The sequence below is a fragment of the Rhizobium sp. K102 genome, from assembly GCF_022385315.1.
Lineage (GTDB): Bacteria > Pseudomonadota > Alphaproteobacteria > Rhizobiales > Rhizobiaceae > Rhizobium > Rhizobium croatiense.
In genome coordinates this window covers 1,043,387-1,066,665 of record NZ_CP092436.1, presented here as the reverse complement: position 1 = coordinate 1,066,665, position 23,279 = coordinate 1,043,387, and the positions used below count along the sequence as shown (strand labels likewise).

Below are 23,279 nucleotides of genomic sequence, written 5' to 3'. Positions count from 1 at the left end.
ATAGCTTTAACCCGAATGGTAATCACAATTCTAACGAGCGAAAGCGTGACCGAGACGCCGCAAGAGGGCGGCGCTTGTTCACTGAAGCTTACGCGCCGCCGACGGCCGCTTGAGCTGCTGGTAGGCCTTGTTCATCTTCTCGCGGATCGAGGCCATCGTCCCGAGATTATGGCCGCACGCCGCGCAGCTGATGATGTCGGTCTCCCGAATCTCGGGGCGCTCGAATTTCATCTTGGTGCTCTTGCACTTCGGGCACGGCAATTCAACCTGGACTGTCATCGCTCTTTTCCGGTCTGATGGAGATAGGAGGCGCTTCGCATAAACCTTTGCGGCGGGAGTGTCCACTGCGGTGCCTCACGGGCACATCCTACAAGAAACATAAAAACAATCCGAAGATCAGACCGGTAAGCACCATGCAGCTGGCATAGAACACCGACACACCGTCTTCGATATCGCCGGCGGTGGCAACGTCCCGGCCGGCGTTGTTGATCATCGGCTCAGTCACGATGACACCGCCGTAGATGCGCGGGCCGGCGAGCTGGACGTTGAGAGCACCGGCCATTGCCGCCTCCGGCCGGCCGGAATTCGGCGAACGGTGCAGGCCGCCGTCGCGCATTGCCACCCGGATCGCCTCGCGGCAGGGGCTCATGCCGCGCCGGATCCAGGCGCCGGCGGCGATCAAAAGGACGGAGAGCCGCGCGGCCGGCCAGTTGGCGATATCGTCCAGCCGAGCCGCGGCCCAGCCGAAATCGATGTATTTTTCCGACCTGTGGCCGATCATCGAATCCGCCGTGTTCAGCATCTTGTAAGCGAGCAGGCCCGGCAGCCCGAGCACGGCATACCAAAGGGCCGGCGCCACGACGCCGTCGGAGAAATTTTCTGCAAGGCTTTCGATCGCCGCGCGGCAGACGGCCGGCTCGTCGAGAGTCTCGGGATCGCGCCCGACGATGCGGGAGACGGCGCTCCGGCCGCCGGCAAGCCCCTCGCCGCGCAGGGCCGTAGCGACGGCCGCGACATGATCGGCCAGGCTCTTTTGCGCCAAGAAGATCGCCACCAACCCGGCCTCCAGCACGAGGCCGGCAAGGCCGAAGAGCGCGAAAAACCGGTCGAACACGAAGCCTGCAGCGATCGACAGCACAAGCAGCGCCAGAATCGCCGCAACGCCGTTCATCCGGCGCTGAGAGCCCGTGAGGCTTGAGGGATTGAGCTGCTGATCGGCGTAAGAGATCGCCGCGCCGAAGATGACGATGGGATGCGGCACCCGCGACCACAGCCATTGCGGATCGCCGACGATCCGGTCGAGCAGCAGCGCCAGAAGCAGCACGAGGAGGTTTTCGTCGATCATCATCGCTCAAATCCTTGAAGGGCTGCGCCAAGCCGTCTGTCCGCCGCCGGATCGGGCGTCAATCCGAAACGCAGCCAATCCGGCGCATAATCGAACTTGCGGACGAGAATATGATGCCGGCAAAGATGCGTGTAAATGTCGCTCGCCCTGCTATCGGCGACAAGCGTGAACAACGCCGTTCTCCCTCTGCTCGGCAGCCCGGCAGCGCGCAGCGCCGCCTGCAGCGCGGCGCTGCGTTCAGCGAGACAGCGGCGGATTGCAGCCACGTCCGAACCAAACAGCGAGGCGGCAAGCGACAGCGCCGGGCCGGAGACCGCCCAGGGGCCAAGCCAGTCCTCGAACCGCGCGAGAATATCCTCATGCGCGATTGCAAAACCGAGCCGCAGGCCGGCAAGCCCGAAGAACTTGCCGAACGAACGGAAGATTATCAGGTTGGGAAGGTCCTGCGCGCGGGCTGCGAGGCTTAGCGCCGGATCCGCATCCCCGAAAGCCTCGTCGACAACAAGCAGTCCGTTTGCCGATTTCATCCTGTCGTGCAGAGCTGCCAACGCTTCGGCCGGCCATATCCGCCCGTCGGGATTGTTCGGATTGACGACGACGGCAAGCCTATATTGGTCGCCGATCGCAGCTATATCGTCGATCGCATCGACGGCAAAACCGGTCGAGGCGAAGGCGCGCGCATATTCGCCATAAGTCGGCGACACCACGGCGACTTTGTCGTCCGTCACGGCAATCCTAGTGTCCGTCGCGGCGACTCTGTCGTCCGTCGCGGCGACCCTATCATCCGTCACGCCGAACTGGCTTCCCTGTCGAAGCAGGCGCGGCAGAAGCTGAATCACTGATTGCGTGCCCGGCACCGGCAGCGGCAGTATCTCGCCGCTGTCATAATAATCCCGCGCCGCCCGCCTTGCCTCATCGACCAGATAGCTGTCCGGCAGACGGTGCCATGCCCTTGTCGGGATCTCCGGCAGGGCGAGCGGGCATGGATTGATGCCGGTGGAAAGATCGAGCCAGTCCTGCGGCCTGCCGCCAAAGGCGGCGGCTGCGGCGGTAATGCCGCCGCCGTGGGCGATCGGCGCGCTCATCCAGCCGCTCTCGCAAGGTCGATCAGATGCATGTAGGAGCCCGCCACCTGGCCGCGCCGGAGCCCGACAGCACCGAGATCAGTGCCGAGCGCATCTTGCGCTGTAAACAGCCGCTTTCCCTCTCCCTCGGAGACGACCGTTGAATAGTGGAATTCATGCGCCGTCATGGTCCGCGCGAAGAAGGCGCCGTCAAGCGGGGTCACACGGCGATAGCCGAGATGGCGCCGGCGCTTGGCATAGCTGGTGACAACAGGCAGCAGGCCGAGCATTTCGTGGCGCCTGCCCTCCGCATCGATCAGCCCATCGCCCAGCACCATGTAGCCGCCGCACTCACCGTAGATCCGGATGCCGCGCGCCGCCGCATCGAGCATGCCGGCGCGGAAATTCTGCGCTTGGGAAAGCCGCCCGGCATGCAGCTCGGGATAACCGCCTGGCAGATAGATCGCATCGGCATCAGCGGCCGGCGCCTCGTCGGCAAGCGGCGAGAAGAAGGAGATATCCGCCCCGCGCCGCCGCCAGCCAAGCAGCATATGCTCATAGGAAAAGGCGAAGGCGACATCGCGCGCCACGGCAACCCGGGCGCCGATCGGCATCAGTCGGTCGATATTGGCCGCCGACGGCCGGTTGAGGCCCTGCCTTGCGATGCGCAGCAGGAATTCGAAATTGCACTCCTCGGAAACGGCGTCCGCCGCATGGTCGATGAAATTCTCGAGGGTGGCATGTTCGCCGGCCTGGACGAGGCCGAGATGGCGTTCCGGCAAGGCCAGCGCCTTGTCGCTGCCGATCACCGCGATAACAGGCATGCGAATCGCTTCGAGCGCCTGACGCAGCATCGCCTCGTGCCGCTCGCTGCCGACCTTGTTGAGGATGACGCCGGCAACGCGCACATCGGCGCGGAAGCCTGCAAAACCTGATACCAGCGGCGCCACGGACTGCGACATGCGCGAGGCATCGACGACGAGCACGACGGAAAGACCGAGCTGGGCGGCAAGATCGGCCGCCGTCCCCTTCCCGTCCGCCGCCCCGTCGAACAGCCCCATCATCGCCTCGATCACGAGGATCCGGTCACCGGAACGGTGCAGCGTGGCATTGGCCGAGATCAGCTCCGGTCGCATCGCCCAGGGGTCGAAATTCAGGCAGGGCGTGCCGTTTGCCGCCGCATGGAAGGCGGGATCGATGTAATCGGGCCCGGCCTTTCCCGGCGCGACCGCTATGCCACGCCGGCGGAGCGTCCTCAGCAGCCCGAGCGTCACAGTCGTCTTGCCGGCGCCGGAGGAAGGGGCTGCAATCAGGAGGCCGCTCATGCCGTCACCTTGCCGGAGCGCCCAAAAGGATCAGGCTGCAGCCGCCTGCCTGCAAGGGCGCCGAGCCAGTCGAGCGAAGCCCGCAGCCGCACCACTTCACCGACCACGACGATCGCGGGCGGCTCGAGCCCGGAGGCTTCAGCTGCATCGGTCGCTTCGCCGAGCGTCGTCTCCAGCACCTGTTGCGCGCCGGTCGCCGCATTGCAGACGAAAGCCACGGGCTCGGACGCCGGGCGGCCCGACGCCATCAGATAGGCGCTAATCTGGGCGATATGCTTCATCGCCATATACATGACGATGACGGGAGAACCCTTGCCGATCGCTTCCCAATTGATCGCATCGGGCACAATGCCGGAGGAATCATGGCCGGTGAGAAAGGTCACGGCATGATTGATCTCCCGATGCGTCACCGGAATGCCGGCATAGGCAAGCCCGCCGATGCCGGCGGTAATGCCCGGCACGATGCGGAAGGGGATGTTGTGCTCGACTAGCATCAGCGCCTCTTCCCCGCCCCGCCCGAAGACGAAGGGATCGCCGCCTTTCAGCCGCAGCACCCGCTTGCCGGCGCGCGCCAGATCCACCAGCCGGAGCGAAATATCCCGTTGTTTGGCCGAGGGCTTGCCGCCACGTTTGCCGGCATATTCGAGTTCCGCGCCTGGCCGTGCGAGCTTCAGACAGTCTTCGTTGACCAGCGCGTCATGCACGACCACATCCGCCTCCGCCAACCCCTTGGCGGCAAGCAGCGTCAACAGCCCGGGATCGCCGGGACCGGCCCCGACGAGCCAGACGCTGCCCGGCTCCAGCACCGGCAAATGTGAAAGTGGATTAATCAACATTTTGTTGATCTAGGCCCAGTGAAGAGCAAGGTCAACGCCGCCTGCGCCATCTCACTTGAAGTTGCTGAGTTGACGATGATTCACTTTGCGAGGAGGCGGATTCGAATTCTCGAAAAATCCGGGCAAGGCTATGAATGTTATAATGAATAACGCTCCCCTCCATCGCGTCGTCATCCTCGGCCTTGTGCCGAGGATCTGCTGCCCTAACAAACGGAGGCAGATGCTCGGGACAAGCCCGAGCATGACGATAGAGGCGTTGGCGGCGTGGCCAGCAGTCTGCACCCGCCTGCCGGCCGCTCAGGCCCGAAGCAACGTATCGCGGATCAGATCGATCACCTTTTGCGACTCGATTCCCGTAGCGACGATCTGGCTCGGCAGGCCGTCCCAGTCGCCCGGCGGGAAGCGGCGGCCATCCGGTTTGATTACCGTCTGGCCATCGGCGATGCCGCCGCAGACGACGCGCACCGCGCCGGTGATGGTGGTGAAAAGCTCGGGCGCCACGAGGTAAACGGCGGCGCAACTGTCATGCACCATCATGCCGTCATCGACCGCATGGGTGTAGAAATCGATGTAATGCTGCGACAGCCCGTCAAGCAGCTTCACCGCCGCGTCGCCCTTGGCCGCCATTGCGCCGAGATAGCTGCGGCTCATCGTGGTCATCGAGGTGACATCGAGGCCGATGACGACCACCTTCCACGGCGCCGTCATGACGATATCTGCCGCTTCGGGATCACCATGAATATTGGCTTCCGCGACCGGCGAGACATTGCCTGGCACATAGAAATTGCCGCCCATGATGACAACGTCTTTCACCATGCCGGCAATCTCGGGATCTTCCTTCAGCGCCATCGCCAGATTGGTCATCCGCCCGACGGCCACCAGTCTGACCTCGCCGGGATTGGCCCGTACCGTGTCGATGATGAAGCGGTGCGCCGGCCGGGGATCGAGTGGCAGGTCGATCGTGTGCGGCACCTCGATATTGCCGAGGCCGTTGTCCCCATGCACCATGGCCGGCCATTCCCGCTCGGCGCGCGCCGCATCGATGGTGACGCTCGCGCCCTTGGCGACGGGTGCCGGAATATCCCATTCGCGCTTGAGGAAAAGCGCATTGCGCGTCGTCGTCTCGACCGAGGCATTGCCGAAAACGGTGGTGATGCCGATCACATCGATCTCGCGATGGCGGTGCAGGAAAAGAAGCGCCATGGCGTCGTCAACGCCCGGGTCAGTGTCATAAATGACCTTGTGCATGATCGTCCTCTAGATATGAATCGCTGAGCTGCCGGTTGGCGCCGCGCGTTGCCGCCAACATAACGACCGTCAGGCTTTCTGCAACCCGATGCGGGCAATCGCCGCTGTCGCATGCGCGGATTTCATCTTGCCGATCACCAGTTCTGCATCCGCGCCGATCGCCGCAAGTGCGGCCGATTCCGCCACGCCATGGCAGCCGACGCGGGCAAAGACGATGGCGGAGGGATTTTTGAGCCGCGGCGTTTCCTCCTCCAGCCGCGGTGCATCGAAGAACACGGCAGGCACGGAAAAATGCGCCGCAATGTCAACGATCGCCGCTTCTTGCCCGCGGCTGTCGATGGAAGCGATGGCAGCAAGCTCCGCCCCGCCGATGCCGGCCGCTCTCAGCGCCTCGCCGGCAAGCGCCAGCACTTCCGCAGATGGCGTCCCGCGCTCGCAGCCGAGCCCGAGCACATATCGCCTCGCCCTGTCGAAAGAAATGTCACTCATGGAAGCCGTCGAATGCGCCCTCGCTGTGTCCTCGCAGCCATTGCAGCTTGGAGGGGGAAATGCAACAAGACCGGCGGAACGCTCTTCTGGAATAGCCTCTTGCCTGACATCGCCCTCCATCTGCTTCTGCTGCTCTGCGCGGCTGCCTTCTTTGCCGGTTTCGTCGATGCCATCGCCGGCGGCGGCGGCCTCATCACCGTCCCCGCCATGCTGATTGCCGGCATTCCGCCGCTGCAGACGCTCGGCACCAACAAGGTGCAGTCGATCTTCGGCGCCGCCTCGGCAACACTCGCTTATGCCCGCAAGGGCCATGTGCAGTTGCACGAACAGCTGCCGATGGCGCTGATGGCCGTGATGGGCGGGGCGATCGGCGCTGCCCTTGCAACCATCGTGCCAGGACAGGTGCTGCAGGCGATCATGCCGGTGCTGCTCCTGGCGATCGCGATCTTCTTCGCCGTCAAGCCGAACCTCAATGATCTCGACAAACACCGGATCATCACGCCTTTCGTCTTCGGCCTGACCTTGGTGCCGGCCATCGGCTTTTACGACGGCATCTTCGGCCCCGGCACCGGTTCCTTCTTCATGCTCGCCTTCGTCACGCTGGCCGGCTTCGGCGTGCTGAAGGCGACCGCCCATACCAAGCTTCTCAATCTCGGCTCCAACCTCGGCGCGCTCATCGTCTTTGCGAGCTTCGGCGCCATCCTCTGGAAGATCGGCCTGCTGATGGGTATCTGCCAGTTCCTCGGCGCCCAGCTCGGCTCGCGGCTCGCCATGCGCATCGGCGCAAAGCTGATCAAGCCGCTGCTCGTCATCGTCTGTCTGGCCTTGGCGATAAAGCTGCTCGCCGATCCCGCGAACCCGCTGCGCGTCTGGCTCGGCGCTTAGCCGCCGAACCCTCCAAGCGCCTCAGAACTCGACGCCTGCCTGGCCCTTGATCCCCGAGCGGAAGGGATGCTTGATAAGCTCCATCTCGGTCACGAGATCGGCAATCTCGATCAGCTCATCCTTGGCGTTGCGTCCCGTCAGCACGACATGCGTCATGTGGGGCTTCTCTGTTTTCAGGAACGCCACCACCTCGCTGATATCGAGATAGTCGTAGCGCAGTGCGATGTTGATCTCGTCGAGCAACACCATGGAATGGCGCTCGTCGCGGATCAGCTCCTTGGCCTTTTCCCAGGCGGCCGAGGCGGCTGCAACATCGCGGGCGCGGTCCTGCGTTTCCCAGGTAAAACCCTCGCCCATCGTGTGGAACTGGCAGAGATCGGAGAAATGCTTCTCGATCAGATCGCGTTCGCCGGTCCACATCGCTCCCTTGATGAACTGGACAACGGCCGATGGCTTGCCGTGGGCGATATGGCGGAAGATCATGCCGAAGGCGGCCGACGACTTACCCTTGCCCTTGCCGGTATGGACGATGATCAGCCCCTTGCCGTCCGTCTTTGTCGCCATGATCTTGTCGCGTGCAGCCTTCTTCTTCGCCATCTTCTCGGCGTGGCGCGCATCATCCTTGGCCGCTTCGTTTACCGGAGTTTCGTCGTTCATCGGTGCACCTCATTCAGTTGCGTGGCGGCCAGGTCGAACCGGGCCGAATTGCTGCGCGGCGTCCAGAACTCGCGGTCGATCGCTTCGCGCATCCGCTCCTTCATCTCGTCGAATGCCGCAGGGTTCTTCTCGACCATGAAAGCGCGCACGGCGGGATCGGCGATGAAAGCCTGATAGACCGCTTCGAAATGGTGCGCGCCGACTGCCCCCGTCGTCGCCGCGAAGGCGAAGAGATAATCGACGGTGGCGGCGATTTCGGCCGCTCCCTTGTAGCCGTGGCGCATGACGCCGGATATCCATTTCGGATTGACCACGCGCCCGCGCACCACCCGGCCGATCTCTTCCTCCAGCGAACGGATCACCGGCCGCTCGGGTCTCGAATGATCATTATGATAGATTGCGGGACGCACCCCGGCGAGCTGTTCGGCCGCCGCCGCCATGCCGCCCTCGAACTGGTAGTAATCGTCGCTGTCGAGCAGGTCATGCTCGCGGTTGTCCTGGTTCTGAATGACGGCTTGCACCGATCGTAGCCGCTCCTCGAACAAGCCGCGTTCGGCCTTGCCCTCCTCGCCGGCGCCATAGGCATAGCTGCCCCAGACGAGATAGGCCTCGGCGAGATCGGCGCGCCGCTCCCAGCCCTTTTCGTCGATCAGCGCCTGCAACCCGGCGCCGTAAGCGCCGGGTTTCGAGCCGAAGACCCGGTAACCCGCCCGCCGTTTCGCCGCGGCGGCATCGAGACCGGCGGCAGCAAGCCTTGCCGCTTCGCCGCGCATGCGCGCTGCAACCGGATTGTCGGCGTCGTCCTCTTCCAGCGCGCCGACGGCGCGAACCGCCTTGTCGAACAAGGCGATCTGCTCGGGAAAAGCGTCGCGAAAGAAGCCGGAAATTCTGAGCGTCACGTCAACGCGAGGCCGCCCAAGCAGCGCCGGCGGTATGATCTCATAACCGGTGACCCGCCGCGAGCTCATATCCCAGAGCGGCTTGACGCCGATCAGCGCCATTGCCTGGGCGATATCGTCGCCACCGGTGCGCATGTTCGACGTACCCCAGGCCGTCAGGCCGAAGGTATCAGGCCATTCGCCGTGGTCCTGCACATAGCGGCGTACCAGCAGTTCCGCCGATTTCCTGCCAAGTTCGTAAGCCGCCGGCGTCGGCACCGCGCGGCTGTCGACCGAATAGAAATTGCGCCCGGTCGGCAGCACATCAGGCCGCCCACGCGTCGGCGCGCCGGAGGGACCAGGGGCCACGAAGCGGCCGTCGAGGCCGGCAAGCAGGCCCGCGATCTCGGCGGGGCCGCAGGCGAGGATCGAGGGCTTGAGACGGGTCTCGATCTCGGAAAGCACCGCCTGCGTCGCCGTCCATTCCGCAGGACAGGCAATCTCGCCGGAGACGAGCTTGGCCGCCAACAGCTCGATCCGCTCGACGGTGTCTCCATTGGTGCGCCAGGGGGCATCCACGAGGTCGGCCAGGATTGGTGGACGTGGGCCGGCCCAGGCAGCGGCCATGTCGCAGTCGAGAGGGTCAAAAGAAGACCCCTCCCCAACCCCTCCCCACAGGTGGGAGGGGCTTGCTGGGCGCGTTGTCTCGTCATCGACTTTGATCTCAGAGGTAACCGCACGCTCAACGGTAAGTCCCTCCCCCTTGTGGGGAGGGGTTGGGGAGGGGTTTTCCAACACATCCCCCGCAATCGCCCGCTGCAGACTCGCATCCCCGCCCTCACCCAACCCGCGCGGCACTCGTGCCAGCGCCACGGTCAGATCCGTCAGCAGCCGCCCTTCCGGCGACACCCCGAAGACATGCAGCCCATCGCGGATCTGCATTTCCTTGAGGTCGCAGAGATAGGCATCGAGCTTCTTCAGCGCCTCGCCTTCGCTTTCGCCGCTGATTATGCCGGCATCCCGGTCGAGGCCGATATCGGTGACAAGATCGAGAATCTGCCGGCTGAGCAGCCGGATGCGGCGCGGATCGCCGCCGGAGGCCTCGTAATATTCGTCGACCAGCGCCTCCAGATCCTTGAGCGGGCCATAGCTCTCGGCCCGCGTCAAAGGCGGCGTCAGATGATCGATGATGACGGCGGCAGCCCGCCGCTTGGCCTGTGTGCCCTCGCCCGGGTCGTTGACGATGAAGGGATAAAGATGCGGCAGCGGTCCGAGGATCGCCTCGGGATAACAGTTCTCCGACAGCGCCAGCGCCTTGCCCGGCAGCCATTCGAGATTGCCGTGTTTGCCCATGTGGATGACGGCGTCGGCGCCGAACTCGCGGCGCAGGAAAGCGTAGAAGGCAAGATAACCGTGCGGCGGCACGAGATCCGGCGAATGGTAGCTTTCCTTCGGATCGATATTATAGCCGCGCGCCGGCTGAATGCCGACGAGGACGCCGCCGAAGCGGGCGAAAGGCAGGGCGAACACGCCCTCGCGAAAATACGGATCGTTCTCGGGATCGCCCCAGCGGGCCTTCACCTCATCCTGAATCTGATTGGGAAGAGACGCCAGGAAACTGTTGTGACGACTCAGGGATAACGTCTCGCGGATCACCCGGCCGTCATGCCCTGAATTGGTCGGCCCCTGCATCAGATGCCGGATCAGCGCGTCGCCGTCGGCCGGAATATCGACGGCCGGATAACCCGCTGCTTCCATCGCCCGCAGCACTTCGATGCTGCCGGCCGGCGTATCCAGACCGACCCCATTGCCGAGCCGGCCGTCGCGATTCGGATAATTCGCCATGACAAGGGCGATGCGCCGGTCACGCGCCGGTGTGGCGCGCAGCCGCGCCCAGTTGGCGGCGAGTTCCGCCGTATAGCGCACCCGGCCGGTGTCCGGTTCGCTGGCGACGATGTTCGTCTCGACCGCCGCATCGTAACGCGCCGCCGTCTTGAAGGAGACCGCCCGCGCCAGCACACGGCCGTCGACCTCGGGCAGCGCCACGTTCATGCCGAGATCGCGCGCCGACAGGCCTTGCGAGGAGGCCGCCCACGCCTCCCGCGACGAGGCCGACAGGATCGCCTGCAGCACCACCGCGCCGTTCGCCTCCAGCACCGTCGGCTGCCGATCGGCGCCGGGTGCCGAGACCGCAAAGCCGGTCGTGTTGATCACGACATCGGGTTTCAGCGCCGAAAATACGCTTTCGAGAATGCCTGTGGAGACAAGATCCTTGAGGCTATAGGCAAATACCGGCAGCGGCCGGAGACCAAGTGCCTGCAAGGCTTCGATTATCGCTTCGATGGGGCGGGTTTCGCCGCTTTGGACGAGGGCGCGGTAGAAGCTGATGGCGACGATGGGGGATGTTGTGGGTTCGAGTTCCACCTTCTCCGTCCCACGCTCGGCGGCCGAAGGTGGCGCAACATGCGAACCGGCAACCTGCCGCCACTCCTCCACGCCGATCAGCCCCCGCCCCGGCCACCAGATTCCCGCCTTCATCAGCGGCACCGCCGGTGCCGGCTTCTCTCCTCCCGAAAGCATCGCTCCGGCATAATCGAGAAAGGCGCGTGCATTGGCATCGCCGCCCTCGATCAGACAGGCCCATAGGGCATTGAGATCATCGAGCCCGATATTGGAAAACGGTGTCAGCCCCGCATCCGGCCTGGCGTCACCCGGCAGTACCGCGATCAGCGCGCCGCTGCGGGCCGCTGCCGCATGCAGCGCCTCCAGCGCATAGCGGAAATAGCTGGCGCCGCCGAGTGCGCGCACGATGATGAGCTTCGCATGCCGTGCGGTGCGCTCGACATAGGTATCGACCGACATCGGGTGCTTGAGGCTCATCAGGCTGGCAAGCCTCAGCGACTGCGGCCCACCGCAGGCGCGATGGGCGGCCGCGATCGCCGCAAGCTCGCTGTCGGCAGCCGACAGGAACAGGATATCGCCCGGCGTCTGCCCGAGGTCGATCGCCTCCTCGCCGTCGCTGATCGTTCCCTGCTGGGCCAGAAGCAGATGCATCGGTTAAGCCAGCGCCTCAATCGCCGTTCTCACGACGTCCTCATCCATCTCATGCAGGCCGATGACGACGAGGCGCGTGGCGCGCCTTTCACCGGCTGCCCAGGCACGATCGAAATAGTGATCGATGCGGCTGCCGACCGCCTGAAGCTGCAGGCGCATCGGCTTCCCGGAAACGTCGACAAAGCCCTTGAGACGCAACACGTCGTGGGCAGCGATGATCGTCTTCAGCCGTTCGACGAAGCCGGCAACATCGACGATCGGGCCGAGCTCGACGACGAAGCTGTCGAACTCGTCGTGGTCGTGCGGCGCACCGTCCTCATGCTCCAGCTCGTGGTGCGACTTGCGGTTGGCCAGATCATTCTCCGTGCCGATACCGAGGCCGAGCAGGATGCCGGCCGGCACCTCGCCGTTTTTCGCCTCGATCATCACGGGCTTGCGCTGGGTGCGGGAAGCGACCTCGTCGCGCACGCGGCCGAGGCCGGCCACATCGATCAGGTCGGTCTTGTTGAGCACGATCAGATCGGCGCAGGTCAGCTGATCCTCGAACAGCTCCTCGATCGGGCTTTCGTGATCGAGCGATTCATCCTCGCCACGGGCCGCCTCGACGGCATCATGATCGTCGGCAAACCGGCCGGCAGCGACAGCAGCGCTGTCGACCACCGTGATGACGCCGTCGACGGTCACCTGGGTGCGGATGTCAGGCCAGTTGAAGGCGGCCACCAGCGGCTGCGGCAAGGCGAGGCCCGAGGTTTCGATGACGATATGGTCGGGCCGCTGTTCACGTTCCAAGAGCTTTGTCATCGTCGGAATGAAATCGTCGGCGACGGTGCAGCAGATGCAGCCATTGGTCAGCTCGATAATATCGTCCTCGCTGCAATTTTCGGCGCCGCAGCCCTTCAGCACGTCGCCATCGACGCCGAGATCGCCGAACTCGTTGATGATGAGCGCGATTTTTTTGCCGCCGGCATTGGTGAGCAGGTTGCGGATCATCGTCGTCTTGCCGGCACCGAGAAAGCCGGTGATGACGGTTGCGGGAATCTTCTGGTTCATGAAACTTTAACCCTTCATTTTCAGCGGCAGGCCTGCCGCGATGAAATAGACTTCGGCGGCTTTCGCCGCGATCATCTGGTGCAATCGGCCGGCATGATCGCGAAAATCCCGCGCCATGCGATTGTCCGGCACGATGCCGAGCCCGACCTCGTTGGAGACAAAGACCAGCCGCGCCTTTTCTTGCCCCACGAAATCGACGAGCCCTGCAAATTCCGCTGCCATGTCGCGCTCTTCCATCATCAGGTTGGTGACCCAGAGCGTCAGGCAGTCGACCAGCACGATACGGCCGTCGCCGTCGATGGCGGCGAGCTTGCCAACAAGGTCGAGCGGCTCCTCATGCGTCGTCCACGACGGGCCGCGGTCGGCCCTGTGCTGCTCAATGCGCGCCTGCATCTCTTCGTCCCACGCCCGGCCGGTCGCGAGGTAGTGACGATCGAGGCCGGTTGCGACGACGAGGTTTTCGGCAAACCGGGATTTGCCGGAGCGTGCGCCGCCGAGGATGAAAATGGTATTGGAGAGAGCGGTAGTCATGCGCAGACGGCCCTTTGACGGGATACTGCCTCCCACCCACCCTCATTCCGGTGCTCGTCACAGGAATCCAGCCGCGGCGCCTCCGCGCCGTGAATGACTTCATGCAACTTTGCAAAGATTTTCCCGCGCCCAAGGACTTGGGCGCACTGGATTCCTGTGACGAGCACAGGAATGAGGGAGGAGAGGAAAATGCCTCCCATATGCGCCACACCAGGCCGCGCCGAATTCATTCGTTCAGCCAAAACAACCTCCGTGCTGGCAGCGGGTCTCTTACCCAGGGTGGGCTTTTCGCCCGGCACGGAAGGCAGGTCTCCTGGCTCGCGGTTATCGGCCGCGATCGGGGCGGACCGGAAAACCGGTCGCCCCTGATCGTGCCAGCGGATCCGCCTCGCCTTCCCGGTTGCATCGGTGAAAAGGTGGACGATTCGTAGAAATAGAGGCGTCCGACCCCGGTTTATCACCATACATTTCCAGTGGCTTTTCCGGCACGTCGCCCGTCCCCCTGCCTGCACGATTGCAGGCCGCCGGCCGGAAGGGCTCGATGCCGGATGGAAGACCCTGACCGCTCTACAGTCGCGGGGTCGGCTGTGATGAAGGCGCCCGACTTGGGTCCGCCCCGTCACATTCCCTTTTCATCCGGAAGGGCAACTGCCGATCCGGAACCATCCGTTATGTCAGGATGGTCAAGCGACCATCCGTTGAGGGATGGTTAGGCAAGCCAGAGCATAGAGTCAACCGGCGTTGACGACCGAGGCGACGGCCGGGGGACAGGAAGCCTCCAACAACACGACTTACTCTACCAAAACATCGTCTTTAATCAGAGACTTACGTCATAAAAATTTGTCCCGCGCGCCGGCTTTTCGCCGCAATTGCATCGCAAGCGGACAGCACCGCCGCCCTTGACCGGGCCTCTCCCCGCCTAGTTGTCTAGCCATGCTTATGAAATTGGATCGGCGCCGTTTCCGCGCGCTGCGTGTTTTCTTCGACCCGGGACGGTTGCGCGCGCTGACCCGCCGCAGTGAAGTCGGCCTGTCGCTGGCAGGCGCCGTCGTCGGCATCGCCTCGGGGCTTGCCGTCACCGGCATGAGCTACGCTTCCAACGAGCTGCACCAGCTGGTCTTCGGCATCGCCGACACGGAAAGGCTGAGCGCGTCGGTCATCGAGGACAAGATGCTGCTGCTCACCGCGCCGGTCGTCGGCGGCGTTCTGCTCGGCATGCTGCTCCTGGTGCTCGCCAAACGGCGCAAGAAGCCGATGGTCGATCCCATCGAGGCAAATGCGCTGCATGGTGGCCGTCTCTCCCTGACCGACAGCATCATCGTCGCCGTGCAGAACCTGATATCCAACGGCTTCGGCGCCTCCGTCGGCCTGGAGGCGGGCTATACCCAGCTTGCTGCCGGCATTGCCTCCAAGTTCGGCCTGAAGCTGCAGCTGCGCCGCTCGGACCTGCGCATTCTCGTCGGCTGCGGCGCGGCCGGCGCCATCGCCGCCGCCTTCAACGCGCCGTTGACAGGCGCCTTCTACGCCTTCGAGCTGATCATCGGCACCTATACGATCGTGTCACTGACCCCGGTCGTCGTCTCCGCCCTCGTTTCCACCCTCATCGCGAGATTGCTTGCCGAAGGCGATTTCACCATCGATATCGGCAGCTTCGGCTCGGTCGTGCCGGCCGATTATGTCCCGGCGCTGCTGCTCGGTGTCTTCTGCGCCGGCGTTGGCATTCTTCTCATGCAGGGCGTGGCCTTCGTCGAGGAGCTTGCGCGCAAAAGCTCGATCGCCCCGCCCTTTCGCCCGGCGCTCGGCGGCATCATCGTCGGACTTCTCGCGATGATCTCGCCGCAGGTGCTATCGGCCGGTCACGGCGCACTGCACCTCAACCTTTCCCGCGACGTGACGATCCCGGCCCTGATCAGCCTCTTTCTGCTGAAATCGCTGGCCTCGGCAATTTCGATCGGTTTCGGCTTCAGGGGCGGCCTGTTTTTCGCCTCGCTGTTCATGGGCGCCCTGCTCGGCAAGCTCTTTGCCTATTGCGGTCCCTATTTCGCCGATGCCACGCTGACGCCGGTCATCTATGCCGTGGTCGGGATGAGTTCGCTCGCCGTCGCTGTCATTGGCGGACCGCTGACGATGACCTTCCTGGCGCTCGAGATCACCGGCGATTTTCCGATCACTGCGCTGGTGCTTGCCGCCGTTATCACCTCCTCGCTCGTCGTGCGCTCGACCTTCGGCTATTCCTTCGCCACATGGCGCTTCCATCTGCGCGGCGAAAGCATCCGCAGCGCCCACGACGTCGGCTGGATCCGCAACCTGACGGTGAACAAGCTGATGCGCGCCGACATCAAGACCGCAAAGGCGGGCATCTCCTTGGAGGAGTTCAAGAGGGCCTTCCCGATCGGCTCGACCCAGCGTGTCATTCTCGTCGAGGAGAACGACAAATATGCCGGGCTCGTGCTGGTGCCCGAAATTTACGCCAATCCGACCGATGTCCAGGACGAGAGCCAGACGCTTGCCGATTTCGTGCGCTACCGCAATGATTTCCTGCAGCCGCAGATGAACGCCAGGCAGGCAGCGGCGATCTTCGACAAGAGCGAAAGCGAAGCGCTCGCCGTCGTCAACAATCTGATCGAGCGCAAGGTGGTCGGCCAGCTCAGCGAAAGCCACACGCTGCGCCGCTACAGCGAAGAACTCGATCGCCGCCGCCGCGAGGTATCGGGCGAGATATGAGCGCCTATGAGGCGGCGCCGGCAAGCCTGAAGACGTCGGCTCTCTTCGAAACGCCGCGCAGCTCGAAAGACCCGAGATAGTCACAGGGCACGGCACAGGTCGCCGCGAAACTCTCCGACAGCAGCAGGTGCTGCTCAAGCATCCCGCACAGCTTTTCCAGCCGCGAAGCCTCGTTGACGGCTCTGCCGATCACCGTGAAGTCCAGCCTGCCGTGAGCGCCGACATTTCCGTAGAAAACCTCGCCGAGATGCAAGACGACATCGATGCCGATATCCGGGCCCCCGTGGCGCGTGCGCTCGCGATTGAGCTCTTCGTTTGCATTCAGCAGATTCTGGGCCGAAGCCAATGCCGCCTTGCAGGCCTTTTGCGGGTCCTCGGCTTCTGTCGGAAAGATCGCCAGCACGCTGTCGCCCATGAACTTGAGGATCTCGCCGGAATTTTCCTCGACATGCCGGTCGATCAGCTCGAAATGCTCGTTGAGAAACCCGACGATCTCCGCAGGCTGGTATACTTCGGTCAGCGCCGTGAAATTGCGCAGGTCGGCAATCAGGATGGCGGCATCGATGGAGCCACCCATTCCCCTGCGGGTTTCGCCTGCAAGGATACGCGCACTCGTTCTGGCGCCGGTATAGACCGCAAGGATTTCGGTCGCGGTCTTCGAAACCGCGACACGGTAGGCGGCCAACCCGAGAGCCGGCAACAGCTCTTGGATGATCGCCAGCTGGTCGTCGGGAAATCCGCCTGGCGCATCGCTGGTGAGCGAAAAGCCCAGTCCGCGTAGCGCGACCTCCTTCGGGAATTCGAAAATGCTAATGACGTGATCCGTGCCGCCGGCAAGCGCGAATTCGTTAAGCTCGGCATACTGGAGCCCCTCGCCTTTCGCCAGGTTCCATCGCCCGGTTTTTTCGCCGCGGCTCAAAAGGTGAAAGATCGGCGTCATCTCGAAGCTGCGTTCCGTCTCGCTGCCATGCTCCGCATTCTCGAGAACGATTGCACCGCCCCGCTCGAAATTGGCGGCGACGCCGCGATACATGGGATGGAGGGAAGGCATTCTGATGCTCGCGCGCCAGATCGGAACGCCGGCCGCAATCAGCCGGTCGCACAGACCGGCGACGAGGTCGCCAATATGCTCACAGGTGATCCCCTGGTCGATAAGCCACTGAATATGATCGTTAATTTTTTCAATCTCCGAATGGGGGCGACAACCTGAAGGAAGCTTTCCGACCGTCGAGGCCCGCAGCCCAAATCGCCGGACAGGCGATGAAAGAGCGACATCGCGCGCTGCCCATTCATTAGCCTGCTTCCTGTCGCGATGCTACTCCCGGTCGAGTGAAAGTAATACGCAATTCGGCCGCACCGCTGCGGCTAACCGAGCAGCCCCGCCAGCCAGTGCGGATCGAGGTGACGTTCCAATTCCCCGGCGATCTCGTCGAGCGCCTGCTCGACGCTGTCGCGGTAATTCCGCCGCTCGCCAGATAGGCCGAAGCTCTGAAGCAGCCGGGCGCGGTAGGCGTCGCTGCCGAAGAGCCCATGCAGATAGGTGCCCATGATCCGCCCGTCGGCCGACAGCGCTCCGTCGGGCACGCCGTCGACAATCGCCGACGGCCGGACACAATCCGGGCCGCGGGTGACGCCGAGATGGATCTGGTAGCCGGCGAGCGATAGGTCGTATTCTGTCGAATGGGCCTGGCTGTTGCGCACGGTCTTCTCAGGCGCCATCTCGGTCTCGACGTCGAGCAGCGCAAGCCCCGCCGCCTCGATCGTCCCGCCTTCTATGCCGAGCGGATCGCGTACCGTGCGACCGAGCATCTGGTAGCCGCCGCAAATGCCGATCACCCGGCCACCGCGCCGGACATGCGCCGCAAGATCGCGGTCCCAGCCTTGAAGCCTGAGATCGGCGAGATCCGAAATCGTCGATTTCGAGCCGGGAAGAATGACCAGGCTCGCATCGACAGGCAGCCGCTCACCTGATCGCACGAAAACAAGTTCGACATCCGGCTCCGCTCTCAACGGATCGAGATCGTCGAAATTGGCAATGCGCGGCAGCATCGGCACGGCGATTTTCAGCGCCCGCGTCCCGCTCCTCACCAGTCGTTCGAGCACGACCGAATCTTCGGCCGGCAGGCGCGCGGCATCCGGCAGCCACGGCACGATGCCGAAGCAGGGCCAGCCGGTGAAGTCTTGGATGGCGCGGATGCCGTCGTCAAACAACGAAACATCGCCGCGGAACTTGTTGACGATATAGCCCGAGATCATCGCCCGGTCGGCGTCGTCGAGGATCGCATGCGTGCCGACAAGCGAGGCGATGACGCCACCGCGGTCGATATCGCCGACCAGCACGACGGGCACGCCCGCCTTCGTCGCAAAGCCCATATTGGCGATATCGCCGGCTCTGAGATTGATTTCAGCCGGCGAGCCGGCGCCTTCGACGACGACGAGGTCGGCACTGGCAGCCACTGTTTCGAAGCTCTCGAGCACGGCGCCGAGCAGTCGCGGCTTCAGCAGCTGATAATCCCGCCCCTTCGCCTGTCCGAACACGCTGCCCTGCACGATGATCTGACTGCCGTTTTCCGATTGCGGCTTAAGCAGAACCGGATTCATATGCACCGAGGACGGCGTGCGGGCGGCGAGCGACTGCAGCCATTGCGCCCGGCCGATCTCGCCGCCGTCGTCGGCAACCGCCGCATTGTTCGACATGTTCTGAGGCTTGAACGGCCGCACCGTCAGTCCGCGATTGGCCGCCAGCCGACAGAGACCCGCGACCAGCACCGTCTTGCCGACATCCGAGCCGGTTCCCTGCAGCATGATCGCTCTTGCCATGGCCGTCGCCTTTCGTTGAGGCGAGGCCTACAACGGCCGCCGATCTCGGGTCAAGACTTGGCATGACCCCGCAAAAACGCGAAAACCGCGCATGGCCTTGGCTCTGCGCGGTTTGCCGAAAACTCAGGCGTCTTCGCCCCTACACGGCGAAGCTCGCTTTCTCCGGTACGCTCTACCTGACCGGAGAAGCAGCGGTTGTTCGGCTGCGACCTCACTGATAACGGCACATTCTTACCGGAGAGTTATTGAAGGCTTACGCAAATGTTAATTTTGACTTTTTTCAGCAGTCCAGGCGAATTTTCTTCCGAAAACCCTTCGGTGATCGCTAGTCCATCGGCGGCGCCAATTTCGGGCCATCGACATAAATTCTTCGAATTCAAGCATTTAGTCGCGCAACCATGAGCAGAATGCGGTTGATTTCTGCGGGCGAACGCGTAGGCTTGATCAAAATGCCCCATTGTTGAACATGACCTGCGACCCGCCGCCGAAGCCGCAAGGATGAACGGCGCCCGTGAACAGGAAGGCCTGTTGCGGCACCGCCCGGCAGGCATCCTCCTTTCGGGCGCAGCAAAGCTTTGCAGATAATTTTTGGGGGACCCAGCGGCGCGTCCGAGCAAAGAAAATTCGGGGAATGACGATGAAGACGCTTCTGATTTCGGCCGTCTTTGCCGCGGCTTTTTTCATTGCTGCGCCGGTCGCCGCCAGCGATTGCGGCCAGGTGTCGATCGCTGAGATGAGATGGGCCTCGGCCGGCATCGCGGCAAATTTCGACAAGATCATTCTGGAAAAGGGCTATGGCTGCTCTGTCACCATCGTCGCCGGCGACACATTGCCGACCTTCGCCTCGATGAATGAAAAAGGCACGCCCGACATCGCCTCGGAATATTGGATCAATTCCGTCAGGGCCCTGCTCGATCAGGCCGTCAAAACCGGCCGGCTGGTGCAAGGCGCCGAGATCCTCGCCGACGGCGCCGTCGAAGGCTGGTTCATCCCGAAATTCATCGCCGACGCCAATCCCGACATCCGCTCTGTCGAGGACGCGCTAAAACATCCCGAGCTTTTTCCAGCCGAAGACGATCCATCCAAGGGTGCAATCTACAATTGCCCGGCCGACTGGAGCTGCCACATATCGACCACCAACCTTTTCAGGGCGCTGGCCGCGGACAAGAAGGGCTTCGAACTCGTCGAGACCGGCAGTCCCGAGCGGCTCGACGCGTCGATCGCCCGCGCCTTCGAGAACAAGGTCGGCTGGCTCGGCTACTACTGGGCGCCGACCGCCATCCTCGGCAAATACGACATGACGCGCCTGAGCTTCGGCGTCGGCCATAACAAAAGCGAATGGGACGGCTGCACCGCCGTTGCCGGCTGCACCAGGCCCCAGCTCAATTCCTACCCGGTCTCCCGCGCTTTCACACTGATGACCAGATCCTTCGCCACCCGCGCCGGGCACGTTACCGCGTATCTCAAGACGCGCAAATGGGACAACGCGACAATCAACCAGGTGCTCGCCTGGCAAGACGAAAACCGCGAAAGCAACGAGGATGCCGCGATCCACTTCCTGCGCAATTACGAGAACCTTTGGACGAAATGGGTGCCGGCCGATATCGCCGAGAAGGTCAAGGCGAGCTTATAACCGCGGTAGACGACCAACGACCGGACGATTCGAATGACAGCCAACGTTCCCTTCCCCGACCGCGATACCGTCGCGGAAAAGCTCGCCGCGCTGTCAGAAGCCGATAAGTCCTATCTGGCCCTGCTCATGGAAAACGCCGCACAGGACGATAACCTTCTCGCCGGTCTTCGACGCCATCTCGACCTTGCCGCAGAATCCCCTTTCCTGAACTCGCTGAAGCTAGAAAATCTTGGATTGTGGCTCGGGACCCAGGCACCGGATAGGCTGCAGATACGGCTGATGGAAACGGCCCGCTCAAGTCAGCATCCCGCCTACCAAGCCTTCCGGACCGGTCTCGGCCGATCCGGCGGCCTCGAAAAGGCATATCCCCCGGTCACCTGAAAGGTGATCTCCCGGCCGTCCATTAGGACGGTCCGGACCCCGGCCCGGTCCCGGCCACTCACCAGAGTGGTCCGGTTTTAAGCCTCAGGGCTATCACGCTGGCAAACCTACCGACTGATCACTTCTTCGCAGCGCGATCAACCGAGCGGCCGGCATCCTGGGTGGCATTCACTGTGTTTGCCGTGTCCTTACCTATGCCGCGGATCGTGTTGCCGCAGGAGGAAAGAGCAAGAAGAACCATCAAGGCTGCGGCAATTTTGGCCGTTGTCGTCATTTCGAATATCCTTGTTTGAAATCAACCCCGAACGGCACTTATGCCGTTCGCGCCGATAACGCACAAGGGAACAAAAGGTTCAACGCTTGAAAGGCATCTTCAGGCGGCAACAGCCTTCGCTCTTTCGGCAAAAGCGCCGCGGATGCTGTCGGCCACCGTCTCGATCGGGCCTGACACCTGCGCGGCGGTCAGCAGCCGGATATCGAAGGAGCCGAGCTCCGGCAGCCCTTCCTGCAGTCCGAGGATCGCCATGTCCTCGCTAACATAGGAAAGCGGCAGCGGCGCGATGGCGAGATCGGAAAGCACGGCGGCACGCTGGGCCATCGTGTGACCGCTGAGATAGGCGACGCGATAAGGCCGCTTGTTGCGTTCGAGTTGGGAGAGCGCCTCCTGGCGCCAGATGCAGCCGTCCTCCCAGATCGAAATCGGCAGAGGATCGCGGCGATGCGCCGAACCGCAACGGGCGCCGGCCCAGACCAGCCGCTCGCGGAACACCACCTCGCCGCCGGTCGGGAACGGCCGCGTGGCGCAGTTGATCAGCGCCAGGTCGAGCCGCTGCTCCTCCATGCGCTTCTTGAGGCCAACGCTCATATCGATCGTCACGTCGACCATGATGCCGGGATAGCTTTCGGCAAAGCTCTTCAGAATTCTCGGCAGCAGCCGCTCGCCGATATCCTCCGGGGCACCGAGTCTCACGACACCGGTCAGTTCCGGCATGATGAAGCGCGATACCGCTTCGTTCGACAGCGCCAGAATGTTGCGGGCGTAAGAAAGCAGCATCTCGCCATGACGCGTCAGCGTCACCGAGCGGGCGTCACGCAAAAACAGCGTCGCGCCGAGCTGTTCCTCGAGCTTCTTGATCTGCATGGAGACTGCCGACGGCGTGCGGAAGACGGCCTCGGCGGCGGTGGAAAAATTGCCCGTTTCGGCGATGGCGACGAAAGTGCGCAGCACATCGTTGTCAAGCAAAGGAATGGGACGGCGAAAGGGGAGGCTCATCGTCGCATCTTTCAATTTTTCTGATTTATAACCCAATATCATTTGGTTTGATTGAATGTCAATCGCTCCCCATAGTCTGTGTATCGGAACTGATACAGCAAAGGAGGCTCGACATGGCGCAAGCAAGCACCTGGAATATCCTACAAACTCTTTCCGCATTCAAGTCGCGCCGGCGCAGAGATGCAAACCACGAACATGCCCTCCGGGAATTGAAACGATTCCCATCGCACCTGCTGGCCGATTGCCAGCGTGAGGAGTTGCCTTTACCGAGGGTAGCCGCTCGGCCGAATCGCCACCTGAGGATCGTGGAATCGCGCGCATAATGTGCGCAGCCGAAGATTTTCGGATCTTGGCGCCAAGGTCACGACAGCTGTCGGAAACACCCGCCGTCAAAAGCTTTCCGCCCCATTGACCTGACCCGGACGCAGAGATGTCGTGACCTCGGATGCTCGTTCCGTCGAACAGCGATCACATTCCGCCCATGAGCTTGAAGGCGATGATCCACATGGTCGCGGCGACCAGTGTTTCCAGCATCCGCCAGGCCGATGGCTTCGAGAAGATCGGCCGCAGCCAGGTCGCGCCATATCCGAGGGAAAAGAAGAACAGGAAGGAACCGGTCACGGCGCCTGCGGCAAAGGAAGCCTGCTGCCCCGGATAACGCGTCGAGATCGTGCCGAGCAGCACCACCGTGTCGAGATAGACGTGCGGATTGAGCCAGGTGAGCGCAAGGCAGGTCGCAAGCGTCTGCCTGAAGCTTGCCGTTTTGGCCTCGGCCGCCGCGAGAGCGACGTTCGACCGCAAGGCGGAATAGAGGCTTTTTGCTCCATACCAGGCGAGAAACGCGGCTCCTCCGTAACGCATGACCGGATCGAGCCAGGGCATGAGCCTCGCAATCTGCTGCAGGCTGGTGACGCCGAGCACGATCAGCACGGCGTCGGACAGCGCGCATGCAAGGCAGACGGCAAAGACATGCTCGTTGCGCAGGCCCTGGCGGAGAATGAATGCATTCTGAGCGCCGATCGCGACAATCAGGCTGAGGCCCATCATCAGGCCGGTAAAATAGATTGAAAAATTCATCGCTTCTGC

At 63.0% G+C, this 23,279-nt stretch carries 21 protein-coding genes and 1 riboswitch; of the genes, 5 read left to right on the top strand and 16 right to left on the bottom strand.

Features of this window, described 5'->3' with window-relative positions; all coding sequences use genetic code 11:
• Window positions 1-78: 78 nt before the first annotated feature.
• The 7 genes from MHI61_RS11115 to MHI61_RS11085 form a co-directional block, all read right to left on the bottom strand.
• On the bottom strand, window positions 79-279 hold the full coding sequence (locus tag MHI61_RS11115; RefSeq protein ID WP_077989321.1) for a hypothetical protein: 201 nt from the start codon (window positions 277-279) through the stop codon (window positions 79-81).
• An 88-nt stretch (window positions 280-367) separates the two neighbouring features.
• Entirely contained in the window at window positions 368-1,348 is a 981-nt protein-coding gene (cbiB, locus tag MHI61_RS11110; RefSeq protein WP_239792041.1) for an adenosylcobinamide-phosphate synthase CbiB, read from the bottom strand.
• Window positions 1,345-2,430, bottom strand: a complete 1,086-nt coding sequence (locus tag MHI61_RS11105) for a threonine-phosphate decarboxylase (RefSeq protein WP_239792040.1) — start codon at window positions 2,428-2,430, stop codon at window positions 1,345-1,347. Before MHI61_RS11105 ends, cbiB begins: the two co-directional genes overlap by 4 nt.
• Complete coding sequence (locus MHI61_RS11100; protein ID WP_239792039.1) at window positions 2,427-3,734, bottom strand: cobyrinate a,c-diamide synthase; 1,308 nt, start codon at window positions 3,732-3,734, stop codon at window positions 2,427-2,429. The genes MHI61_RS11105 and MHI61_RS11100 overlap by 4 nt, the downstream gene beginning before the upstream one ends.
• The gene (cobA, locus tag MHI61_RS11095) at window positions 3,731-4,570 is read right to left on the bottom strand and encodes a uroporphyrinogen-III C-methyltransferase (protein ID WP_239792038.1); all 840 of its coding nucleotides are present in this window, start codon (window positions 4,568-4,570) and stop codon (window positions 3,731-3,733) included. The genes MHI61_RS11100 and cobA overlap by 4 nt, the downstream gene beginning before the upstream one ends.
• 297 nt (window positions 4,571-4,867) lie before the next feature.
• Window positions 4,868-5,818: a nucleoside hydrolase gene (locus MHI61_RS11090; RefSeq protein WP_239792037.1), complete on the bottom strand. Its 951-nt coding sequence runs from the start codon at window positions 5,816-5,818 to the stop codon at window positions 4,868-4,870.
• Window positions 5,819-5,887: 69 nt separating this feature from the next.
• The gene (locus tag MHI61_RS11085) at window positions 5,888-6,307 is read right to left on the bottom strand and encodes a cobalamin biosynthesis protein (protein WP_239792036.1); all 420 of its coding nucleotides are present in this window, start codon (window positions 6,305-6,307) and stop codon (window positions 5,888-5,890) included.
• 99 nt (window positions 6,308-6,406) lie between these two features.
• On the opposite strand from MHI61_RS11085, the gene MHI61_RS11080 reads away from it, so the two are divergent.
• Entirely contained in the window at window positions 6,407-7,192 is a 786-nt protein-coding gene (locus MHI61_RS11080; RefSeq protein ID WP_239792035.1) for a TSUP family transporter, read from the top strand.
• Between the two features lie 21 nt (window positions 7,193-7,213).
• Here MHI61_RS11080 and cobO read toward each other — a convergent pair whose 3' ends face one another.
• Genes cobO through cobU form a run of 4 tightly spaced genes read right to left on the bottom strand, consistent with a single transcriptional unit; the run spans window position 7,214 to window position 13,362 of the window.
• Window positions 7,214-7,849 carry a cob(I)yrinic acid a,c-diamide adenosyltransferase gene (gene cobO, locus MHI61_RS11075; protein ID WP_239792034.1) on the bottom strand — a complete coding sequence of 212 codons (636 nt, stop codon included), beginning with the start codon at window positions 7,847-7,849 and terminating at the stop codon, window positions 7,214-7,216.
• Window positions 7,846-11,781, bottom strand: coding sequence for a cobaltochelatase subunit CobN (gene cobN, locus MHI61_RS11070; RefSeq protein WP_239792033.1), 3,936 nt, complete (start codon window positions 11,779-11,781; stop codon window positions 7,846-7,848). Before cobN ends, cobO begins: the two co-directional genes overlap by 4 nt.
• A gap of 3 nt (window positions 11,782-11,784) precedes the next feature.
• Window positions 11,785-12,831, bottom strand: a complete 1,047-nt coding sequence (cobW, locus tag MHI61_RS11065; protein WP_239792032.1) for a cobalamin biosynthesis protein CobW — start codon at window positions 12,829-12,831, stop codon at window positions 11,785-11,787.
• 6 nt (window positions 12,832-12,837) lie between these two features.
• The gene (gene cobU / locus MHI61_RS11060; RefSeq protein ID WP_239792031.1) at window positions 12,838-13,362 is read right to left on the bottom strand and encodes a bifunctional adenosylcobinamide kinase/adenosylcobinamide-phosphate guanylyltransferase; all 525 of its coding nucleotides are present in this window, start codon (window positions 13,360-13,362) and stop codon (window positions 12,838-12,840) included.
• Window positions 13,363-13,647: 285 nt separating this feature from the next.
• Window positions 13,648-14,044, bottom strand: a riboswitch (cobalamin riboswitch).
• A gap of 251 nt (window positions 14,045-14,295) precedes the next feature.
• Here cobU and MHI61_RS11055 point away from each other — a divergent pair.
• Window positions 14,296-16,086: a chloride channel protein gene (locus MHI61_RS11055; RefSeq protein ID WP_239792030.1), complete on the top strand. Its 1,791-nt coding sequence runs from the start codon at window positions 14,296-14,298 to the stop codon at window positions 16,084-16,086.
• A gap of 4 nt (window positions 16,087-16,090) precedes the next feature.
• Here MHI61_RS11055 and MHI61_RS11050 read toward each other — a convergent pair whose 3' ends face one another.
• Window positions 16,091-17,326, bottom strand: coding sequence for an adenylate/guanylate cyclase domain-containing protein (locus MHI61_RS11050; protein ID WP_239792829.1), 1,236 nt, complete (start codon window positions 17,324-17,326; stop codon window positions 16,091-16,093).
• A gap of 125 nt (window positions 17,327-17,451) precedes the next feature.
• A complete protein-coding gene (locus MHI61_RS11045; RefSeq protein ID WP_239792029.1) occupies window positions 17,452-18,906 on the bottom strand; it encodes a cobyric acid synthase in 1,455 nt (484 codons plus the stop codon).
• A gap of 631 nt (window positions 18,907-19,537) precedes the next feature.
• On the opposite strand from MHI61_RS11045, the gene MHI61_RS11040 reads away from it, so the two are divergent.
• Together MHI61_RS11040 and MHI61_RS11035 are read left to right on the top strand one after the other, a co-directional pair.
• Entirely contained in the window at window positions 19,538-20,539 is a 1,002-nt protein-coding gene (locus tag MHI61_RS11040; protein WP_239792028.1) for a glycine betaine ABC transporter substrate-binding protein, read from the top strand.
• A 33-nt stretch (window positions 20,540-20,572) separates the two neighbouring features.
• The gene (locus MHI61_RS11035) at window positions 20,573-20,920 is read left to right on the top strand and encodes a hypothetical protein (protein ID WP_239792027.1); all 348 of its coding nucleotides are present in this window, start codon (window positions 20,573-20,575) and stop codon (window positions 20,918-20,920) included.
• Between the two features lie 118 nt (window positions 20,921-21,038).
• Here the strand turns inward: MHI61_RS11035 and MHI61_RS11030 are convergent, their stop codons facing one another.
• Entirely contained in the window at window positions 21,039-21,194 is a 156-nt protein-coding gene (locus MHI61_RS11030) for a hypothetical protein (RefSeq protein WP_003540537.1), read from the bottom strand.
• Between the two features lie 99 nt (window positions 21,195-21,293).
• On the bottom strand, window positions 21,294-22,235 hold the full coding sequence (locus tag MHI61_RS11025) for a LysR family transcriptional regulator (RefSeq protein WP_170964940.1): 942 nt from the start codon (window positions 22,233-22,235) through the stop codon (window positions 21,294-21,296).
• A gap of 71 nt (window positions 22,236-22,306) precedes the next feature.
• Here MHI61_RS11025 and MHI61_RS11020 point away from each other — a divergent pair, with 71 nt between their 5' ends.
• Complete coding sequence (locus MHI61_RS11020; RefSeq protein ID WP_064682737.1) at window positions 22,307-22,516, top strand: hypothetical protein; 210 nt, start codon at window positions 22,307-22,309, stop codon at window positions 22,514-22,516.
• 145 nt (window positions 22,517-22,661) lie between these two features.
• On the opposite strand, the gene MHI61_RS11015 is transcribed toward MHI61_RS11020, so the two are convergent.
• Complete coding sequence (locus tag MHI61_RS11015) at window positions 22,662-23,270, bottom strand: LysE/ArgO family amino acid transporter (protein ID WP_239792026.1); 609 nt, start codon at window positions 23,268-23,270, stop codon at window positions 22,662-22,664.
• Window positions 23,271-23,279: the final 9 nt, after the last annotated feature.

Excerpts from the sequence above, each read along its gene's own strand:
- MHI61_RS11115 (WP_077989321.1), bottom strand. The coding sequence starts at position 279 with ATGACAGTCCAGGTTGAATTGCCGTGCCCGAAGTGCAAGAGCACCAAG.
- cbiB (WP_239792041.1), bottom strand. The coding sequence starts at position 1,348 with ATGATGATCGACGAAAACCTCCTCGTGCTGCTTCTGGCGCTGCTGCTC.
- MHI61_RS11105 (WP_239792040.1), bottom strand. The coding sequence starts at position 2,430 with ATGAGCGCGCCGATCGCCCACGGCGGCGGCATTACCGCCGCAGCCGCC.
- MHI61_RS11100 (WP_239792039.1), bottom strand. The coding sequence starts at position 3,734 with ATGAGCGGCCTCCTGATTGCAGCCCCTTCCTCCGGCGCCGGCAAGACG.
- cobA (WP_239792038.1), bottom strand. The coding sequence starts at position 4,570 with ATGTTGATTAATCCACTTTCACATTTGCCGGTGCTGGAGCCGGGCAGC.
- MHI61_RS11090 (WP_239792037.1), bottom strand. The coding sequence starts at position 5,818 with ATGCACAAGGTCATTTATGACACTGACCCGGGCGTTGACGACGCCATG.
- MHI61_RS11085 (WP_239792036.1), bottom strand. The coding sequence starts at position 6,307 with ATGAGTGACATTTCTTTCGACAGGGCGAGGCGATATGTGCTCGGGCTC.
- cobO (WP_239792034.1), bottom strand. The coding sequence starts at position 7,849 with ATGAACGACGAAACTCCGGTAAACGAAGCGGCCAAGGATGATGCGCGC.
- cobN (WP_239792033.1), bottom strand. The coding sequence starts at position 11,781 with ATGCATCTGCTTCTGGCCCAGCAGGGAACGATCAGCGACGGCGAGGAG.
- cobW (WP_239792032.1), bottom strand. The coding sequence starts at position 12,831 with ATGAACCAGAAGATTCCCGCAACCGTCATCACCGGCTTTCTCGGTGCC.
- cobU (WP_239792031.1), bottom strand. The coding sequence starts at position 13,362 with ATGACTACCGCTCTCTCCAATACCATTTTCATCCTCGGCGGCGCACGC.
- MHI61_RS11055 (WP_239792030.1), top strand. The coding sequence starts at position 14,296 with ATGCTTATGAAATTGGATCGGCGCCGTTTCCGCGCGCTGCGTGTTTTC.
- MHI61_RS11045 (WP_239792029.1), bottom strand. The coding sequence starts at position 18,906 with ATGGCAAGAGCGATCATGCTGCAGGGAACCGGCTCGGATGTCGGCAAG.
- MHI61_RS11040 (WP_239792028.1), top strand. The coding sequence starts at position 19,538 with ATGACGATGAAGACGCTTCTGATTTCGGCCGTCTTTGCCGCGGCTTTT.
- MHI61_RS11035 (WP_239792027.1), top strand. The coding sequence starts at position 20,573 with ATGACAGCCAACGTTCCCTTCCCCGACCGCGATACCGTCGCGGAAAAG.
- MHI61_RS11030 (WP_003540537.1), bottom strand. The coding sequence starts at position 21,194 with ATGACGACAACGGCCAAAATTGCCGCAGCCTTGATGGTTCTTCTTGCT.
- MHI61_RS11025 (WP_170964940.1), bottom strand. The coding sequence starts at position 22,235 with ATGATATTGGGTTATAAATCAGAAAAATTGAAAGATGCGACGATGAGC.
- MHI61_RS11020 (WP_064682737.1), top strand. The coding sequence starts at position 22,307 with ATGGCGCAAGCAAGCACCTGGAATATCCTACAAACTCTTTCCGCATTC.
- MHI61_RS11015 (WP_239792026.1), bottom strand. The coding sequence starts at position 23,270 with ATGAATTTTTCAATCTATTTTACCGGCCTGATGATGGGCCTCAGCCTG.